The 18,940-nt window shown below is 61.2% G+C and carries 12 protein-coding genes; 7 read left to right on the top strand and 5 right to left on the bottom strand.

Annotated elements, in window-relative coordinates:
- Window positions 1-142: 142 nt before the first annotated feature.
- The 4 genes from JNK74_26125 to rpsD all read right to left on the bottom strand — a co-directional run bounded on the left by JNK74_26125 (window position 143) and on the right by rpsD (window position 7,131).
- Window positions 143-1,258 carry a galactose mutarotase gene (locus tag JNK74_26125; GenBank protein MBL7649668.1) on the bottom strand — a complete coding sequence of 372 codons (1,116 nt, stop codon included), beginning with the start codon at window positions 1,256-1,258 and terminating at the stop codon, window positions 143-145.
- 392 nt (window positions 1,259-1,650) lie between these two features.
- Entirely contained in the window at window positions 1,651-4,917 is a 3,267-nt protein-coding gene (gene mfd, locus JNK74_26120; GenBank protein MBL7649667.1) for a transcription-repair coupling factor, read from the bottom strand.
- Window positions 4,918-5,118: 201 nt separating this feature from the next.
- The gene (locus JNK74_26115; GenBank protein ID MBL7649666.1) at window positions 5,119-6,393 is read right to left on the bottom strand and encodes an adenylosuccinate synthase; all 1,275 of its coding nucleotides are present in this window, start codon (window positions 6,391-6,393) and stop codon (window positions 5,119-5,121) included.
- 129 nt (window positions 6,394-6,522) lie between these two features.
- A complete protein-coding gene (gene rpsD / locus JNK74_26110) occupies window positions 6,523-7,131 on the bottom strand; it encodes a 30S ribosomal protein S4 (GenBank protein MBL7649665.1) in 609 nt (202 codons plus the stop codon).
- Between the two features lie 459 nt (window positions 7,132-7,590).
- Here rpsD and JNK74_26105 point away from each other — a divergent pair, with 459 nt between their 5' ends.
- The 6 genes from JNK74_26105 to glgP all read left to right on the top strand — a co-directional run bounded on the left by JNK74_26105 (window position 7,591) and on the right by glgP (window position 16,086).
- On the top strand, window positions 7,591-9,492 hold the full coding sequence (locus JNK74_26105; GenBank protein ID MBL7649664.1) for a hypothetical protein: 1,902 nt from the start codon (window positions 7,591-7,593) through the stop codon (window positions 9,490-9,492).
- A gap of 84 nt (window positions 9,493-9,576) precedes the next feature.
- Window positions 9,577-10,872: a cell division protein FtsA gene (ftsA, locus tag JNK74_26100; GenBank protein MBL7649663.1), complete on the top strand. Its 1,296-nt coding sequence runs from the start codon at window positions 9,577-9,579 to the stop codon at window positions 10,870-10,872.
- Between the two features lie 88 nt (window positions 10,873-10,960).
- On the top strand, window positions 10,961-11,566 hold the full coding sequence (locus JNK74_26095) for a type IV toxin-antitoxin system AbiEi family antitoxin domain-containing protein (GenBank protein ID MBL7649662.1): 606 nt from the start codon (window positions 10,961-10,963) through the stop codon (window positions 11,564-11,566).
- Window positions 11,563-12,447: a nucleotidyl transferase AbiEii/AbiGii toxin family protein gene (locus JNK74_26090; GenBank protein MBL7649661.1), complete on the top strand. Its 885-nt coding sequence runs from the start codon at window positions 11,563-11,565 to the stop codon at window positions 12,445-12,447. Before JNK74_26095 ends, JNK74_26090 begins: the two co-directional genes overlap by 4 nt.
- Window positions 12,448-12,509: 62 nt before the next feature.
- The gene (locus JNK74_26085; GenBank protein ID MBL7649660.1) at window positions 12,510-13,232 is read left to right on the top strand and encodes a DUF4184 family protein; all 723 of its coding nucleotides are present in this window, start codon (window positions 12,510-12,512) and stop codon (window positions 13,230-13,232) included.
- A 295-nt stretch (window positions 13,233-13,527) separates the two neighbouring features.
- Entirely contained in the window at window positions 13,528-16,086 is a 2,559-nt protein-coding gene (gene glgP, locus JNK74_26080) for an alpha-glucan family phosphorylase (protein ID MBL7649659.1), read from the top strand.
- Between the two features lie 78 nt (window positions 16,087-16,164).
- Here glgP and JNK74_26075 read toward each other — a convergent pair whose 3' ends face one another.
- A complete protein-coding gene (locus JNK74_26075) occupies window positions 16,165-17,115 on the bottom strand; it encodes an MBL fold metallo-hydrolase (protein ID MBL7649658.1) in 951 nt (316 codons plus the stop codon).
- Between the two features lie 265 nt (window positions 17,116-17,380).
- Here JNK74_26075 and JNK74_26070 point away from each other — a divergent pair, with 265 nt between their 5' ends.
- The gene (locus JNK74_26070; protein ID MBL7649657.1) at window positions 17,381-18,745 is read left to right on the top strand and encodes a PDZ domain-containing protein; all 1,365 of its coding nucleotides are present in this window, start codon (window positions 17,381-17,383) and stop codon (window positions 18,743-18,745) included.
- The last annotated feature ends 195 nt before the right edge of the window (window positions 18,746-18,940 follow it).

The following is an 18,940-nucleotide window of genomic DNA, read 5'->3' as shown; positions in this document are numbered from 1 at the left end:
CTTCAGGCTTCAGGCTGTAGGCTGTAAACTGTTGGGGGCAAATCGGACCGATCGGTCGGATCTGACTGATCGGTCTGATGCCGCCGTCAATAAGAAAGGCAGGCCATGGGGCCTGCCTTCGTACGTTCTGGCTGGGGTGCTGCTACTTTACGGAAAACTTGTGCACCGTGTGGTGGCGGTAGGTCTCGCCGGGTTTGAGAACCACGGTGGGCCATTCGGGCTTGTTGATGCTGTCGGGGTAGTGCTGGGTTTCGAGGCAGAAGCCGCTGTGCTTGGGGTAGATCACACCGTCGAGGCCCTCGAAGCTGCCGTCCAGAAAATTGCCGGAATAGAACTGGATGCCCGGCTCCGTGGTGTGGATTTCCATTACGCGGCCCGATTTGGGGTCGGAGACGCTCGCGGCGAGGTGGAGGTTGGTGGATGTGTCGTTCAGGACGAAGTTGAGGTCGTAGCCGCCTTCCACCTGATCGATGCGTGCGCCGATGGCCGTGGCTTTGGTGAAGTCCAGGGGGGTGCCGGCCACCGGGGCAATCTCGCCCGTGGGGATGGCGGTGGGGTCGTTGGGGGTGTACTGGGCGGCGTTGAGGGTGAGTTCGTGATCGAGGATGGTCCCCGCGCCGTGGCCGCCCAGGTTCCAGTAGCTGTGCTGGGTGAGGTTGACCACGGTGGCTTTGTCGGTCGTGGCTTCATAGTCGAAGCTCAGTTCGTTGTCGTTGGTCAGGGTGTACTTCACCACGCTGGTCAGGTTGCCGGGGTAGCCTTCTTCCATGTCCTTGCTGAGGTAGGTGAACTTCACGCCCACACCGTTTTCCGTGGTGAAGCCCTCGGAAGCCCACACGACCTTGTCGAAGCCCTTCAGGCCGCCGTGGAGATGATTGGGGGGATTGTTCACGGCGAGGGCGTAGTCCTTGCCATCGAGCGAGAATTTGCCCTTGGCGATGCGGTTCGCGCAGCGTCCGGCGATGGCGCCGAAATAGGGGCTGTGGGCCTCGTACCCCGCCAGGTCCTTGCAGGCCAGCGTGATGTTCGCCAGTTTGCCGTCGCGGTCGGGAGTCTCCAGGGAGACCATGATCGCGCCGTACTCGATCAGCACCGCCTTCAGGCCGTTGGCGTTGGTCAGGGTGTACTGCTTTACCGCGACACCATCTTTCGTCGTGCCGTAGGGGGCCACTTCGATGCCCATTTTCTTTCCTTCATCCGCCGCGGCCAGGCCCGCGGACAGCAACAGCGCGCCAAGCGCCAGTAGGGTCTTGCCCATGTGTTTGCGTCTCCTCTGATAGTCCCTGATTGGAAATTCCCCAAGCATAGCACCGGCTACGATACTACATGCGCGGCGAAAAGTCTAACGATTCCAGTACAAACGGGACAAAAGTGAACCACGAATGGACACGAATCTTCACGAATAAGAATCCGACAGCACCGAACTCAGTTTCGGGCTATGGATGAATAAGCTACGAACCCTTTTTCCTATCTTCCGTGAAATTCCGTGTCTTCCGTGGTCAAAAAACTGGAACTACCACGTAATTTCACAGAATAGAAGTCGTTTCAGCGCTCACAGTAGGCCCGAACGAGGGGAGGCGATACCGACAATCTTATTCGTGAAGATTCGTGTCCATTCGTGGTTCAACTTCTCCCACTGTCGCGTTCGCCTCAGTCCTCGGCAATCTGCTTCAGCAATTCTATCGCCGCCGCGCAGAGGTCGTCTTTCTCGGGATCGACTTTCAACGTGATCGAGGGATTGGCGCGCCAGGCGAACTCCACGGCGTTGCCGTAGGTCTGGTAGATGCGGTTCTGGGTCTGCTTGTCGGGAAAGCGGGCGCCCTCGAACTGAATGTCGATGAGGGTCTTCGCGGCGACGACGCTCTTTGCGCCCGCTTCACCGGCGAAGGCGCGGACGCGCATGACGTCAAGCAAGCGCCGCACGGGCGCGGGGGGCTGGCCGAAACGATCCTTGAGTTCCGCCTGCAACTCGTCGATCTCCTCGGGCGAGGTGACGCCCGCGATGCGGCGGTACAGCGTCATTTTCTGCTGGGCCGTGGGCACGTATTCGTCGGGGATGAAGGTGTCGATTTGGAGGTCGAAGGGCGGCAGGCTGCGCTTGCGCAAGGGCTGGCCCTGGTGCTCGGCCACCGCTTCCGCGATGAGGTCCTTGTAGGTCTCATAGCCCACGGTGGCGATGTTGCCGCTCTGTTCGCCGCCGAGGATATTGCCGCAGCCGCGAATTTCCAGGTCGCGCATGGCGATGCGGAAGCCCGAACCGAGGGAGGAGAAGTCTTCCAGGGCCTTCAGGCGCAGTTGGGCTTCTTCGCTCAGGGCCTTGTGGCCGGGAACGAGCAGATAGGCGAAGGCGCGGTGTTTGTAGCGGCCCACGCGGCCCCGAATCTGGTAGAGCTCGCCCAGGCCGAAGGTATCGGCGCGATCGACGATAATCGTGTTGGCGTTCGCGATGTCGATGCCCGAGCCTATGATGGTGGTGCAGACGAGCACATCGATCTTCTTGGCGATGAAGTCGCTCATGATCTCTTCGAGCTCGTGCTTGGCCATCTGGCCGTGACCAATCCCCACGCGGGCCCGGGGGACGAGCTTGTTGATCGCCGCCGCCGTCTTGTCGATGGTCTGGACCCGATTGTGGAGGAAGAAGACCTGGCCCTCGCGGGCGAGTTCGCGCTCGATGGCCTCCTCGATCACCCGCGAATCCCAAGGCTCGATGGCGGTGTGGATGGGCAGGCGATCGTTGGGCGCAGTGTTGATGAGGCTCATGTCGCGCACGCCAATGAGGGAGAAGTGGAGCGTGCGGGGAATGGGCGTGGCGGAGAGGGTGAGCACGTCCACGTGGTTGCGCAGGTGCTTGAGCTTCTCCTTGACCCCGACGCCGAAACGCTGCTCTTCGTCGATGATGACGAGGCCGAGATCCTTGAACTTGACGTCCTTCGAGGTGATGCGGTGGGTGCCGATGAGGATATCGACTTCGCCCGCCTTCACGCGGTCGACCGTTTCCTTCTGCTGCTTGTCGGTGCGGAAGCGGTTGAGCAATTCAATGCGCACAGGGAAGTCCGCCATACGCTCTTTGCAGGTCTGGTAGTGCTGTTGCGTGAGCACGGTGGTGGGGGCGAGTATGGCCACCTGCTTTCCGTCCATGACTGCTTTGAAGGCGGCGCGCAGGGCAACTTCGGTCTTGCCATAGCCCACGTCGCCGCAGAGCAGCCGGTCCATGGGCCGTGCCGATTCCATATCGCGCTTGATGTCGTCGATGGCGCGGGCCTGATCCGGGGTTTCGTCGTACTCGAAGGCGTCTTCAAACTCGCGCTGCCAGGGCGTGTCGGCCGAAAAGGCATAGCCCGTGTGGCCTTCCCGGGCCGCGTAGAGCTTGACCAGTTCCTCGGTCATGTCCTTCACCGCCTTCTTCACCGCCGCCTTTTTCTTCGACCAGGTCTTGCCGCCGAGGCGGTCCACCTTGGGCATGGCCCCGTCGCCGCCGGAGTATTTCTGGATACTGTCGATCTGCGAGACGGGCACATACATGACGTCGGTGCCCGCGTACTGGATGCACATATAGTCGCCAGCCTTGCCCTCGATGCGGCGCAGGCCGGTGTAGCGCCCGATGCCGTTGTCGGCGTGGACGATATAGTCGCCCACCTTGAGATCGCTGAACTGGGTGATGGTCTGGCCCGCTTCGAAGCGGCGGCGCTTTCGGCGCATATAATGGCGGCCGAACATTTCGCGCTCGCTGAGCACCGCGAGCTTTTCGGCGTTGGAGGTGAATCCCGACTGGAGGCGGCCGATGGAAACGCGGAGGTCGAAGGCGTCTTCTCCCGGCCGATAGCCCTGCTCTTCGAGCAACTCCAGCAGGCGCTTGCGCTCGCCGGTGTTCACGCAGATGAGCTGTACGGTGAACTGCTGGACGTCCCAGGCTTTCAATTGCTCCCAGAAGTCGCCGCTCTGGCCGGCCCAGCCCGTGATGGACTGCATGGGGGCCAGGTAGCGAGGCGTATCCGGATCGCGCTCGTAGCCGATCTGGGCCAGGTGGATCTGCTTGAACTTTCCGAGCTTTTCCAGCGCGCCTTCCCAGGGGAGGTGGTGGGGGCTGCCCTCCAACTGATTGCCCAGTTCCTCCGCCATTTCACCGAGGCGGAGGGGTTCGTCGACAACGACGATGGTGTCCTTCGGGAAGTAGTCGGTCAGAGCGGTAAACTGTTCCGGGCTGTTTTTCGCCGACAGGAGGGCCTTTTCCGAGCGAGGCAGGATTTGCAACTCAGTTTCGCGGGAAACGCTGCGCTGGGTTTCCGGTTCGAAGCGGCGGATGGAGTCGATCTCGTCTCCAAAGAATTCCACACGATAGGGCAGCTCGCTCGAAATGGGGAACACGTCCACGATACCGCCGCGGACGCTGATGTCGCCCCGGTGCTCCACCATGGCTTCGCGGGTATAGCCCATGGCGATAAAGCGCGCCAGGAGATTGTCCAGATCGTGCTCTTCGCCCGTTTTCAGCGTGAGGCTGTCTTCGTTGAGGCGTTTGCGGTTTACCACGTACTGGAGCAGGGAGCGCAGGGGCGCCACGGCGAAGAGGGGCTGGCCGTCGTCAAGCGCTTTGGAGAGGCGCTTCAGGGTGTTCATGCGCTCGGCGACAATATCGTCGGCGGGGCTCATGGTATCGGTCGGGAGCACTTCCCAGGCGGGGAAGAGAGCGGCCTGATCCTCGCCCGCGAAAGTGCACAGGTCGTCGTGGATGCCCTCGGCTTCGAGGCGTCCGGACGTGATGAAGAGCAGGGGCGTCTTCAGGGTCGCCGCCACTTGAAGCGCCAGAATGGACTTGCCCGAGCCCCAGGGTCCCACGACCTCGACGCGCGGGGTGTCCTTGCGCTTGAGTCGCTGGACGATTTCGTCCACGGTGCTGAAGGTGGGCAGTGTTACGGCCATGGGGTTATCCGGGCTGGGTTATGTCTCTTGTAACCGTTCGCGGACTGGTGCGATAGCGTGGGCGACTGTCTGGCACCTGAGTATGAGTCTTATGGGAGCTATGAATTTAGAACACTCCCCTGGGACCCATAAGACTCATACGACCTATAAGACCCATTTCTCCGCCGCGAAGGGAGGTTCTCATCATGCAGAAACGCCGCCTTACGCCATCCCGCGATCGATGAGGGACTCGCGCTCAGGGCCCACGGACACATAGCGGATCCGGCACTGGATCAGTTCTTCGATTCGCAGCACGTAGTCCTGCGCGGTCTTCGGCAGGGCGCTGAACTCGCGCACGCCGGTGATGTCTTCTTTCCAGCCGGGCACTTCTTCGTACACGGGGGTGGATTCTTCGAGCACGGCGTTGATGGGGAAGTTGTCCGTCTTTTCGCCGTGGAAATCGTAGTGGGTGCAAATCTTCAGCGTGTCCTGGCCGCTCAGGCTGTCCAGCTTGGTCAGGGCCACTTCCGTGGCGCCCTGAATACGCACGCCGTAGCGTGTGGCGACGGCGTCGAAGTGGCCGATAGTCCGGGGGCGACCGGTGGCGGCGCCGTATTCCTCGGCAATTTCGCGCAATTTGTTGGCGTCTTCATCGTTCATACGGGTGACAAAAGGTCCCTCGCCCACGCAGGTGGAGAAGGCCTTGACCACGGCGAGCACCCGGTCCAGATTATGGCCGAAGAGGCCGCCGCCGACGGGCGCATAGGCCGCGAGCGCGCAAGACGAGGTGGTAAAGGGGTAGATGCCGAAGTTCAGATCGCGCAGGGTGCCGAGCTGGGCCTCGAAGAGGATATTCTTGCCGGATTTGGCGGCTTCATCGAGGAGGACCGTGGTGTCGCAGATCAGATCGCGAACAACGGCGCTGTACTTCTCGACCCAGGCGAGGGTTTCTTCAAAGCAGAGGGCGCCGTTCTTGTTGTAGAGGCCCGACTGGAGCTCTTTCCACTCCATGACATCGGCGAGGCGCTGCTTGAGGCGCTCGGGGTAGAGCAATTCGCCGATCTGGATGCCTTTTTTCACCGTACGGTCGCCGTAGGCCGGGGCGATGCCGCGGCGGGTGGAGCCATAGGCTTTGGCGCCCAGGCGGTCTTCTTCCCAGGCGTCCTGAAGGCGGTGGAACGGAAAGCAGATGGTGGCGCGATCGGAAATGCGGATCTGGGGATTGATCCCCTTGGATTTCAGATCGGCCAGTTCTTCGGCGAGGCCCTGAAGGTCGATGACCATGCCGGGGCCCAGGATGTTTATCGCTTTCGGGTTGAAGACCCCGGAGGGGAGGAGATGGAGCTTGAAAAGGCCGAACTCATTGACTACGGTGTGGCCCGCATTGTTGCCGCCCTGAAAACGTACGACAAAATCCGCGTTCTGGGCGAGGTAATCCACCATGCGCCCCTTGCCCTCGTCGCCCCAATTGGCGCCCACGACAATTTCTATGCTCATCTCGCGGCCTCTATGGCTTTGGCTGGAATCAGCTCGGACGTGCCCGGATGCGGGCAAACATGAAATGGGCGGGCCACGGTGTCCGGGGCCCGCCGCATATACGTGACTGGCAAGTACTTCGGCGATCGCTCAGCGCGAGTAGAAACCGATAACCCCGGCCGTTTCGGCCTTGAAGGGAAGGGTTTCCGCGTTGGGCAGCGAGGTCATGCGGCCCTCGAAAGACTTCGACGGACGGTCGAGGTATTCCGGAATCGCGATGGGGGGATGCTCCACACCTTCCGCGATCATGGGGACCTTCTTGCTGCGTTCGCGGATACCGATGACCATGCCGGGCAGGACGCGGAAGGAGGGGATGTCCACCTTCTTGCCGTTCACCAGGATGTGGCCATGGTTGACGAGCTGGCGCGCGGCGGTGATGGTGGGGGCGTAGCCGAGGCGGAAGCAGATGCAGTCCAGCCGGCTCTCCAGGAGCATCAGCAGGTTGGTGCCGGTAACGCCGCCCATGCGCTGGGCTTCGGTGAAGGTCTTGCGCATCTGGCGTTCCATCAGGCCGTAGTGGGTGCGGATTTTCTGCTTTTCCAGAAGCTGCTGGCCATATACCGACATTTTGCGGCGGATGTTCTGGCCGTGCTGCCCGGGGGCAAAGGGACGCTTGTTGGAGGGGCATTTCGCGCTGCCCCAGATGCAAGATCCGAGTCGGCGGCATAATTTGTGTTTGGGTCCAATGTACTTGCCCATAGCGCTCGAGTATTTCCTTTCGTCGGAGGGGCGGGGTAAGGTATGTCGCCCAGTAAGTCCGGTCTCATGAATGCTATCCGGCAGGCGCAATAAGACATATTTGTCCCTGCCATAATCACAGAGTCGGAAATGATAGCGCCTGAACATGGTGGATGTCAAATTTAATTGGCAGGCGGTTTCAGGCTTCAGGTTTCAGGTTTCAGGCTGGAGTCCGGAGTCTGGAGTCTGGAGTCTGGAGTCTGGAGTCTGGAGTCTGGAGTCTGGAGTCTGGAGTCTGGTGGCTGGTGGCTGGTGGCTGGTGGCTGGACCACCTTAGTTCCCTCCGGACTACAGACTCCGGACTACAGACTCGCCCCCGCCTCCCATCTGGTATCCCCTCAACCCAAAAAACACGCCACACCACAATATATTGCCTCATACCAACCCCTATGCTACAATGGGAGCTTGGAGGTGCCTACGGTGCAATTTGGAAAAAAGACCCGCAACCTGGCGGCGGCAAGTCGCCGTTTCTTTGGGGAGCGCCCGACACCGGGTGGCCCCCAGTCCGGCCCTGCCGTCGGAACGCTGGAACACTCGGATGAAGAGGAGAACGCCATGACCCCGCCCCCCCAGGAAGAATCGATGGTCGCCGGTGATCCCACGCAGCGCCTGCTCACGGCCCTGGGCCGATTTCAGCGGCAGGTTTCGCGTGCGGAGGAAGGCGCCCCGCAGGAGGCCTGGTGTGACGAGTGCATGAACCAGCTCATTACGGGCATCGAGATTGCGCTGAATGAAGACTGGGCCGATGTGAAGGAAGCGCTCACGGACGTGGCCCGCATTCTGCAGACCTATGAAGACGAAGGGCGCGCGGACCAGTCCATTTTCTTCTTGAAGGACAGCTACGAGATTCTGTGTCTGATGGTCGGCGATCTGATCGTGGGCAACGTGCGCTCCGGCGTGATGAAGAAATGGCAGGACCGCTACGAGCGCGCCCTGGATGAACTGGCCGACGCCGGCCTGACGCTGGTGGACGACGATTCTACGGGAGAGCATGAAGCGCAGCCCCACCGCGCGGCGGCCCCCGCGACGGCGGAGATGGAGGTGGACCACGGCTTTGACGCTATGCTCGATCAGGATCTCGGCGGAGAAGTCCCCGGTTCGGTCTTTGACAGCGGCCTTGCGGGCGGCCGAACGGGCCGTGTTTTCGATTCGGATCCCGGCGATCCCTTTGCCCCGCTTGAATCGGAGACGCTGGATTCCTCGCCCTTCGAAGATACTGGACTAACGCAATTGCCCCGCGAGACCGCGGCGAGCGTCCCCTCTCTGGATGAACTCCTGGGGCGCCCCGTTTCCGAAAGCGACGACCTGGAAGACGAAACGGAGACCGCGACGATGGATCTGTCCGATGATTTTACCGCGGACACCGATGTCCCGGAATCCCCGAGTTACGAGCCCGCCGCCGTGGAGCCCGCGGAGACCCTGGCTCTGGAGCTGGAGTCGGAAGTTGAGTCCGTTCCCGAGTCCCTTTTTGCGGAACCGGCCAGCGCGTCCATCGAGTTGGATTTTGGCGGTGGCAGTCCCGAACCCGAACCGGCCCCCGAAGCGGTCGCACCGGCGGCGGTGGCCCCGGTGAAAGCGCCCCCTGCTCCTGCCCCCGCTCCCGAAGCCGAGCCAGAGCCGGGCACGCCCGAGGCCCTCTTTCGCACGGCCCAGCGGGCCATGGCCCAGGGCAATCTGGCCGACGCCAAGGTATTCGCTCTGCAACTCGCGGCGAACATGGCGGCGATGGAAGCGGATCAGGTGGCGGGCCGCATCGCGCTGATTGAGGCGGACATCGCCCAGAACAGCCAGGCGATTGCGGCGGGCGAAGCGGCGGTGGGCGAAGCCGAGCACCGCGTGCAGCAGCTTGAAGAGCAGGTGGCCCTGTGCCAGAAAGAGTTCGAGGCGAAGCGCGAACAGATCGGCCAGCTTCGCGACGAGACGGCGGCGGTGGAGAGTTCGGTTGAAGATCTGAATCGGCAGATTGCGGAGCTCGAAGCGCGCCGCAACGCGGAGTTGGAGCGTCTGGCCAATTTCCAGCAGAGTCTGGACGACAACCTTTCCGAGGAATCGCGCATGCAGTCGGAGCTCGAAGCGCTCAGCGAAGAGGAGTCCGGATCGCGGGAGAATCTCGATGGCGCGCGCGACCATGTGCTGGTGCTCCAGCAGACGGGCGCGGCCCATGCGTCGTCGCTTCAGGCGGCCCAGCTTGAGCTGGAGCAGCGCCGGGCGGCCGTGGCCGATATCGAAAATACCATCCGTCAGGTGGGCGGCGGCGCCGCGGAACCGGTTGTCGCGAGTGGCGGCGAATCGGTGGAGCAGGATAGCGCCCCCGCCGAGTGAGGCGGTCGGTTATCCGCGTCAATACCCGCGCCGTGAATCGCGCGCGCGACTGCAATCATTGCAACAGGAAGGGAATTCCGCATAGTGGCCAGGAAAGGTGAGATTGTCGGCGCCGTCGATTTCGGCTCCCGTGAAGTGCGCGTGGTGGTGGCGCTTGAGGGCCGCGACGGATCGGTGCAAATCCTTGGCCATGGTACGGCGCAGGGCCGCGGCTGCGTGTCGCAGGGCCTGATCCAGGATCTGAACGCGGCCCAGCGGGCGCTGAAACAGGCGCTGAACGCGGCGGAAAAAGAGGCGGGCGTGAAGCTGCCGTCTCTTTTTTGCGGACTCAGCGGGACCAACGTGGAAAGCTTCATCCGCGACGGCCATGTGAAACTCGATCACGGTGTGGTGGAGATGGCGCATCTGGAAGAGGCGCTCGATCTCGCTTCACGCGACATCCTCTCGCCGGGCAAGCACGTTGTGTCTTCCGTCACCTCCCAGGAGTGGTACGTGGACGATCTGCGCGTGAGCGATCCCGTGGGTATCCGCGGGAGCGTGTTGAAGACCCGCGTCCACTTCGCCCAGATTCCTTCCGTCATCGAAGACAACATCATTACCTGTATCGAGTCGCAGGGGCGCGAGCTGGAAGACCTGGTCTTCCTCCCCATTGCGGCGGCCCTGGGTTGCCTCACGCCGGAAGATAAAGAGCTCGGCGTGGCCGTGCTCGACATGGGCCGGAGCACCACCAGCCTGGCCATGTACCGCGACCGCCGCATTCTCACCACCCAGTGCTTTGACTGGGGCGGCTTCCATATCACCCGCGACGTGGCGGCGGGCCTTCAGGTCTCCTTCGAGGAGGCCGACGAGCTTGTATTGGAATACGGCCTGTCTGAGTCGCTCATTCAGCGCGAACTCTCGCCCGGCAAGCTCGGCAGCGCGGTGCCCGACGACACCTCAAAAGGCCGCTCCGCGCAGATTAAGCTCAAGAGCGCGGTGCATGGCGCGCCCTCGGTGGTCGATCGCGATGAACTGGAAATGATCATCTTCGAGCGCTCCCGGGAACTGCTCAACAAGGTTCACCAGTACATCAACTCCCGGGGCATGTCCAAGCACCTCGTGCGCGGCATCATCCTGACGGGCGGGGCGGCGGCCATCCGGAATCAGGTGGCCCTGGCCGAAGCCGTGTTCCAAGTGCCCGCGCGCCAGGGCCGTCCCGATAGTCTGGATGTGTCGCCCCAGCCGGTGCAGAGCACGGCCTTCACCCCGGTGGTGGGTGTTGCCCGCCATGGCTTCGAGTTTCGCTCGGCGGTGCGCCACGGTCGCGTGAAGATGCAGCGCGGCCCGGTGGGTGCCTTTTTTCAGGCGATCGGCGGTTTTTTCGGGAAGTATTTTTTCTGAATTCTGAACTTGAAGCACGATTGACGAGAAAAAGACGCTGTGATAAAATGACTATAGATATTACTATCTATAGCGGAAAAATCACAGCATGGAATCGGGTACCCTCGAAAAAATCGACCATCTTATGCGGCGTAGTGGCGTTTTGCGCGCACGCGACCTGGCGGCGGAAGGCGTGCATGCGGAAACCGTGCGGAGACTCTGCCAAGCGGGCGCCATCGAACGGGTCGGGCGAGGGTTATATACCGTGCCCGATCAACCGGTGTCCGAGTATTATGCGCTGACGTTGGTGGCTTCAAGGGTGCCGCGCGCGGTAGTCTGCCTCCTGTCCGCCCTACGGTTTCATGAAATCGGCACCCAGCATCCTCATGAAGTCTGGATTGCGCTGCGGAATGGAAGCAGTACCCCAGTGACCGACGCGGTGGCGCTGCGGGTCGTCCGGTTTTCCGGCCCATCCTTTGACGAGGGACGGGAAGTCCACCTGCTGGACGGGGTGCCGACCACCATCTATTGTCCAGCCAAGACGGTGGCCGACTGCTTCAAGTTTCGTAATCGTGTCGGACTGGATGTGGCGATTGAGGCGCTGAAGGACTGCATTCACAATCAGCGATGCACGATCGACGAACTCTTTCACTTCGCATCGATCTGCCGGGTCGCGCGTATCATGCGACCCTATGTCGAGGCGGTTACAGGGTGAAGTTACCGCGTGATACCGCTTCAAGTGTGCAGCGAAGTCTGGTCCGCCTCAGCAAAGAGCGTCACGCGGACCCCAACCACGTGTTTCTTCAGTACGCCTTTGAGCGGTTCCTCTACCGTCTGTCTGTTTCACCGCACGTGGATACGCTTGTACTGAAAGGCGCGGTGCTGTTTACCGCTTGGACGGGAAAGGAGCAGCGCCCGACGAGAGACCTGGACTTTCTGGCCTATGGCACCCCAGACCCCGATAAATTTGCAGAGCTTCTGGGCGAATTATGCCGAACGCCCGTGAATACCGACGACGGCATATGCTTCGAAGAGGATTCGATAGCGGTCTCCGTCATCGGGGAGCATCGAAACTATACCGGTGTCCATGCGAGCTTGATTACAACCCTGTCCACCGCGAGACTTAAACTCCGGATTGATGTGGGATTTGGCGATGTCGTAACGCCGGCGGCCGTTCGGATAGCTTTTCCCGTACTTCTGGACTTTCCAGCGCCCTGGATTCGGGCGTACACGAGGGAATCCGTCGTTGCCGAAAAACTACATGCCATGGTTGCACTTGGGCTTGCAAACAGCCGGATGAAAGACTTTTACGATACGCTGGTTATTTTGGAGCAATTCAGCATCGAGGGTGACACACTGGCGAAGGCGATCAAGCAAACCTTTGATAACCGAAAAACGGCAATACCTGAAGACGTGCCCTACCCGCTGACGGATGCCTTTGCCGCCGATACGGGCAAGCAGACCCAGTGGGATGCATTCATAAAACGTAGCAGACTCATAGATACTCCGCCTGATTTCCCGGATGTTGTGTGTCAACTTCGCGAATGTCTTCTGGGACATCTGGATGCAGCCAGAACATTGTCGGGACACCACTGAGCCCAGGTCAATCTGAATCGTAACTCAATCCCCAACGGAACAAGGAGGGTGTTTCTCGCCCCATGCCCTTCACTTTTGCCCATCCCGCAGCGGTGCTGTGGTGCGCGCGCTGGGAGCGCGTCGGTGCGCCACTTTCCGCCTTTGTAGTCGGCAGCTTGAGTCCCGATTTCGAGTATTTTCTGCGGCTGCGCATGCTGAGTTTCTACAGCCACAGCGCCTTGGGCATTCTAACGTTCTGCGTGCCCGTCGGGATTGTAGTCTACGTGCTGTACCAGAGTGTGATTGCGCCGGCACTCTATCGAAACCTGCCGCGCCCCATCGTCAATCGGCTGCCCGAGCCCGGTCAACTTCGGGAAAAGCGCGTTCGACACATGGCGCTGGTCCCGCCGGCGCTCGCCTTCGGCGCCGCCACCCACATTCTCTGGGATGGTTTTACCCATGGAAACGGACCCTTTGTACTCCACTGGCCGGTGCTGGAAACCGAAATGCTGGGTCTACCGTTGTATAAATACCTGCAACACGGCAGCACCCTCGCGGGCTTCGCCATCATGGGAGTCTGGTTTCTGCTTCGGCGGCCGGAGGAATACCGCAGGGTAAGAAGTACCGATGGCGGGTATTGGCCAATCGTTACGCTCCTGTTTCTTGGCGCACTCGTCGTGTTGCAGCAAGTCCGGCCCGGCCTGGCGCCTGCCAAACTCGTAATCCAGTGCATCGTCGGGCTTTTTGTAGCCCTGCTCATTGCTGGCTTCTGGTTTCGCGTGAAAATCCGGATTGACCGCAACTAATACTTGCCACTTCCCGGCCCAGTTGGTATGCTTACGGCCAACATGCGCCCTGCATGTCTGGGGAGAGCGGGTTTGCGGGTGCCGACGGGGGAAAGCGCCGCCGCGCCCTTTTACCAGGGTTGCACGTCCAGCGTGTATTCTTTGCGCAGTGTTCAACAGGTGAATGCTCCGTCGTACTTAGCCGGCGGGCCAGGGTAACCGCCGCTGGCCCGATAGAACGTCCCGGCCCGGGACGCCCGCCACGCGTTCCTGGACCGCAACGATAGTGTTTCCTCTTAGAAAGGAATTGAATCCCATGGCGACTGTATCTAAATTTACCGTGGTGCCGAGACTTCCCGAGCGGCTGAAGGCCCTCTCCGATATCGCCCACAACCTATGGTGGTGCTGGAACCATGACGCAATCGATTTGTTCCACCGCCTTGATCGGGATTTGTGGACGGAAGTGAACCAGAACCCCTGCATCATGCTGGGGCGCATGAGCCAGCTCCGCCTGGAAGATCTGGCGGACGACGACAGCTTTCTGGCCCACATGGATCGGGTGGCGGCGAGTCTGAACACGTACATGTCTTCCAACACGTGGAAGGAGCGGAATCCCGAAGCGCCGGACAACTTCTGCGTGGCCTATATGTCGGCGGAGTTTGGCCTGCACGAGTCACTGCGAATCTATTCCGGGGGCCTGGGTATTCTCGCGGGCGACCACTTGAAGGCCGCGAGCGATCTTGGTCTGCCCCTGGTGGGGATTGGCCTGCTGTATCGCGGCGGCTACTTCAGCCAGTATCTCAGCTCCGATGGCTGGCAGCAGGAAACCTATCCGCACAACGATTTCTACAATATCGCCATCACCCACGAGCGGGACGCTCAGGGCGCGCCCCTGACGATTCAGGTGCCTTATCCCGAAGGGATGGTGACGGCCTATGTGTGGCGCTGCCAGGTGGGCCGGGTGCCCCTCTATCTGCTGGACTGCGATCACCCGGACAACCCGCCGGCGGCGAAGGCGATCACGGCCCAGCTCTACGGCGGCGACCGCGAGACGCGGGTGCGCCAGGAGATCATGCTGGGCATGGGCGGGGTGTATACGATGCACGCGCTGGGGATCCAGCCGACAACCTATCACATGAATGAAGGTCACGCGGCGTTCATGGCCCTGCAGCGGATCAAGGATCTGGTGAAGGACGAGGGGCTGAAGTTTGAAGAGGCCATTGAAACGGTGAAGGCGAACAGCTTCTTCACGACGCACACGCCGGTGCCCGCGGGCAACGACATGTTCGAAGCGGCGCTGGTGGAGCGCTATTTCGGCAGCTACTGCCGGGAGGTGGGCATTCCCTTCGAGCGCCTGCTCCAGCTCGGACGCCAGAACCCGAGCGATACCCACGAACCCTTCTGCATGACGGTGCTCGCGCTGCGCCTATCGGCGGGGGCGAACGGCGTGAGCAAGCTCCACGGCGAAGTGGCGCGCAACATGTGGAACCTTACCTGGAAGGGCGTACCCGAAGACGAAGTGCCCATTACATCGATCACGAACGGTATCCACACGCGCAGCGTTATCTCACGCGATCTTTCCGACCTCTACGATCGGTATCTCGGACCCGGCTGGGTAAACAGCCCGGACGATCACAGCATCTGGCAGCGTATCGACGATGTGCCGGACACGGAGTTGTGGCGCACCCACGAACGGCGTCGCGAGCGCCTGGTGAATTTTGCGCGCCGCCGTCTGGTGAAGCAGCATGAGAACCGGGGCGCCACCGATGCGGAGTTGCGGATCTGCCGGGAAGTGCTGAATCCCGACGCGCTGACCATCGGTTTCGCGCGTCGCTTCGCCACCTATAAGCGGGCCACGCTCATCCTGAAGGATCCCGAGCGTCTGGAGCGCATCCTCACGAATCCGGGCCGCCCGGTGCAGTTCATCATCGCCGGTAAGGCCCATCCGCAGGATGCGGCGGGCAAGCAACTGATACGCGAACTCTACCAGGTGGGGCGCGACCCCGACCTCCAGCGCCATTTCATTTTCCTGGAAGATTACGATATCAACGTGGCGCGCTATATGGTGCAGGGGGTGGACTGCTGGCTCAACACGCCGCGCCGCCCGATGGAAGCCAGTGGAACGAGCGGCATGAAGGCCTCGGCCAACGGCGCGCTGAACATCAGCATCCCCGACGGCTGGTGGTGCGAGGCGGAGCACCTTGGCCCGAACGGCTGGAGTATTGGCCGTGGTGAAAATTATGAGAGCCTGGAAGAGCAGGATCGCGTCGAGAGCGAAATGCTGTACGAATTGCTGGAAAAAGAAGTGGTGCCGACCTTCTACGAGCGCGGCAGCGATGACCTTCCCCGGGAGTGGATACGCCGGATGAAATCGGCCATCCGCACGATAGGGCCCGTATTCAACACCTATCGCATGGTGCAGGAATACACCGATCGCTGCTACATTCCCTCGGGACAGCGGCGCAACGCGCTTCGGGCCAACAAGCGGGCGGGAGCCTGCGCGCTGGCGGCCTGGAAGCAGCGAATTCAGGCCCACTGGCCGCAGGTTTCTATCGTGCGTGTGGAATCGGGCCCCTCGGAGAATCTGCCGGTGGGCACGAATCTGGCCGTGGCGGCGGAGCTTCAACTGGGCGAACTCACGAGCGCCGATGTGACGGTGGAAATCTACTTTGGCGCGCTGAACGCCGAAGGGCAGATTGTGGATGGTGCGAGCAGCGAAATGGCCTCCGCACCGGGCGTGAAGAACGGGCTGTCGCGATTTGAGGGTTCCATCAAGTGCGACCGGACGGGCCAGCTTGGCTTTACCGTGCGCGTTATTCCGAATCATGATGATCTGGCGCAGAAACACGAGACCGCGCTGATCACCTGGGCTTGAGCGCGATTTGAGCTGAAAAACGGCACCCCCGGACACAGGTCCGGGGGTGCTTCGCTTACAGGTGCTGTTTGAACGCGATCAGACGCCCCGGCGCAACCGCTCCACGTAGAAGCCGAGGCCCATGGCGTTGAGGCGAATGTCCTCTGCGAGCCAGACCATGTCGGCGTTCACATCCGCCACTCCGCAGCGCTTCAGATGGGCCTCAAAGGCCGCGATAACTCGCGGATGACAATAGTCCTGAATGGCGTCGCCGACGAGGTCGGTGGCTGCGGCTTCCCGCCCGATCTCCTCCAGATCGCCGATCGAGCGCAACAGTTGCTCCGCGCGGGTCTGAAGATCGGAGAAGTAGCCGAAATGGGTCTGGTAGACCCATTCCGCGCCGCTGTCCAGGATGCGCTTCACGCTGATTCTGGCTTCCTCCGGCTCAAATTCGGGGGGAGATGAAGTACACACGGTAAAGGCCGGGCCGGGGCGCATGGAGGACATGCGCGACAGGCCGAAGGCGTCTCCCGCAAAGAGCGCGTTTGCGCCCGAATCATGAATGCAGAAATGATGGCTTGCGTGGCCGCGCGTGTGGATGAAGGTCAAGGTCCTGCCACCCCAGGCCAGGCGCTCTCCGTCTTCCATGATCCGAACGCGCGATTCATCCACGGGCTCAATGACGCCATAACGCTTGGCAAAAGTCTCCGCACCATAGACCGCCGTGGCGCCCGCAACGATGCGCGAGGGATCGATCAGGTGGCGCGCCGCCCGGGGGTGGGCCAGCACGGTGGCATTCGGGCAATGCTTGACCAGTTCCGCAGTACCCCCGGCGTGATCGAGGTGGATGTGGGTCACGATGGCATAGTCCACCTGTTCCGGCGTATAGCCGTTTTCGGCGAGTGCCGCCAGCAGATGGGGTACGGCAAGGGTTGTGTTGTTGTCCACGAAGGCCGCCCGGTCGCCTTCGAGAATGAGGAAGGCGGCGGCCCGCTCCGGGTGATCATAGTGGCAGTCGATGGTGATGACTGAGGCCGGTGGTGTGGGCATGGGGGAAACTCCTGGTTGCTGCGGTGTGCCGGGATTCTAACAGTTGACAGTTGACCGTTGAAAGTTGTCTGTGGCGATGTGCGGGGAGTCTATGGGTCTTATGGGTCTTATGGGTCTTGTGGGTCTTGTGGGTCTTGTGGGGTTCGCTGTCAATTGTCAACGGTCCACTGTCAACTGAATTGCATGGTTTGTGGTGGCGGGTTACACTAGTGCTTCGTTTCCGTTGTTCATTTCAGGGAGCACTATTACTATGCCGAGATCGTACATGTCATGGGTTCGCGGGGCCGCGTGTGGTGTTGCGCTTGCGGGCCTGCTTGCGGGCTGTGAGACGTTGGAAGAAAAGACGGCGCTGGACACCTACACCACCTATCAGGAGGAGGGGGGCAAGCCCGCGTTTGATGTGCGTTTCAATTACAGCGATGCGGTGGTGGTGGACAATGCCCATGTGGCGGAGCAGTACTATGAGGGCACGGCGAAGGTGGGACGGGCCGAGGTTGCCTTTCAGGCGGGGCTGAAGGAACAGGCGGGCGAGCTGGCGATGGAGATGGAGCAGTATATCGCCCACGTGGAGCAAAAGCTCGGCCGGGAGCTTCAAGTGCCGGTGCGGGCGTACCTGCTGCGTCGCGACCGGCTGCCGGGTGAAATTACGGGTGGCTTTCAGCGCACGAGCGACGTGTATCAATTCCCCATGTTCGTGGCGGATGCGGACGAGTCGTTTGAGACCATTCGCGCGACAAACCCGTTCTATCCCTACATGTTTGTCCATGAGCTGGCCAAGCTCAGTCTGGTGGACCCCGCGCGGCCGCCGTTAATCCTGGACGATCAGAAAGAGAATCCGCTGGTGAAAACCCGCTATTACACGCGCTGGTTCCGCGAGGGCCTGGCAAACTATGCGGAGTTTCTGGTCTACGAGAAAATGCGCGAGCGTACGGCGGCGGACGGCGGCACAGTACCCCTGTCCACCTTCGAGAACAATCACGTCTACCAGCAGCCGCTTACGTCTCTCTCCAAGGTGGGCGCCGACCTCTTCACGTGGGACTCCTTTGACGACCGGGCGAATAACCCCGATTATTTTAACGCCGCCATGGGCCTGTTCATTCTGGTGGAAGACAAGTATGGCGACGGGGCGATTCGCACGATCATCGACGAATTAGAGAAATTGGATTATGTCGACGGCCAGGTGCTGGAGGAAACCTTCAACAAGACGCTCGGCACGGACATACGCCAGCTTGTGGGCACGTTCAAGCTCCAGGAGACGGGCACGGAGGCCACGGCGCTGACCCCGGCCACGGCAAAGAACTACGGTCTGCAGGCGCCCCAGGGACTCTACGTGAACAATGTCGCCGAGTCCAGCCTCGCGAAAACCGCGGGGGTGCAGCGGGGCGATGTGATCGTGCAGTTGAACCGCACCGTGATTGCAAACAAACTGGATTATGAACTCGCCATGCTCGAAGCCCAGCGCCATGGTAATGTTTATTTTATGATTGATCGAATGGGCGAACGCCTTACGGTAGGCGCGCAATTTGAAGTGCCCGGCGCACCGGCCCAGGGAACGGCAGCCGGGGGCAGCGGCGGCGGTGGCGTGGGCGGCGGACTGGTAACGGGAGACGTGCTGGGCTTTGGGGAATAGAAGTTATTGCGACCGACGGGACTGTCCTGAACGGAGAGGTTCTTGTCGGATTTCAGTCACCCGGTATCCGGTAAGCAGCCTGATTGGGCAAAGCCCGCCAGGCGTTCGGGACCGTCCCGCGCTTTAAAAACGGGGGACGGTCCCGCACGCGCGGTCCTCAGGCCTCGGTCAGGTTGACTTTTCTGAGCGAAGACA

It is taken from the genome of Candidatus Hydrogenedentota bacterium, from assembly GCA_016791475.1.
In the GTDB taxonomy this organism is placed as follows: domain Bacteria; phylum Hydrogenedentota; class Hydrogenedentia; order Hydrogenedentales; family JAEUWI01; genus JAEUWI01.
The sequence above is the reverse complement of the archived record's forward strand: the minus strand, read 5'-3'. Positions and strand labels throughout refer to the sequence as shown.

Excerpts from the sequence above, each read along its gene's own strand:
- JNK74_26125 (MBL7649668.1), bottom strand. The coding sequence starts at position 1,258 with ATGGGCAAGACCCTACTGGCGCTTGGCGCGCTGTTGCTGTCCGCGGGC.
- mfd (MBL7649667.1), bottom strand. The coding sequence starts at position 4,917 with ATGGCCGTAACACTGCCCACCTTCAGCACCGTGGACGAAATCGTCCAG.
- JNK74_26115 (MBL7649666.1), bottom strand. The coding sequence starts at position 6,393 with ATGAGCATAGAAATTGTCGTGGGCGCCAATTGGGGCGACGAGGGCAAG.
- rpsD (MBL7649665.1), bottom strand. The coding sequence starts at position 7,131 with ATGGGCAAGTACATTGGACCCAAACACAAATTATGCCGCCGACTCGGA.
- JNK74_26095 (MBL7649662.1), top strand. The coding sequence starts at position 10,961 with ATGGAATCGGGTACCCTCGAAAAAATCGACCATCTTATGCGGCGTAGT.
- JNK74_26085 (MBL7649660.1), top strand. The coding sequence starts at position 12,510 with ATGCCCTTCACTTTTGCCCATCCCGCAGCGGTGCTGTGGTGCGCGCGC.
- glgP (MBL7649659.1), top strand. The coding sequence starts at position 13,528 with ATGGCGACTGTATCTAAATTTACCGTGGTGCCGAGACTTCCCGAGCGG.
- JNK74_26075 (MBL7649658.1), bottom strand. The coding sequence starts at position 17,115 with ATGCCCACACCACCGGCCTCAGTCATCACCATCGACTGCCACTATGAT.
- JNK74_26070 (MBL7649657.1), top strand. The coding sequence starts at position 17,381 with ATGTCATGGGTTCGCGGGGCCGCGTGTGGTGTTGCGCTTGCGGGCCTG.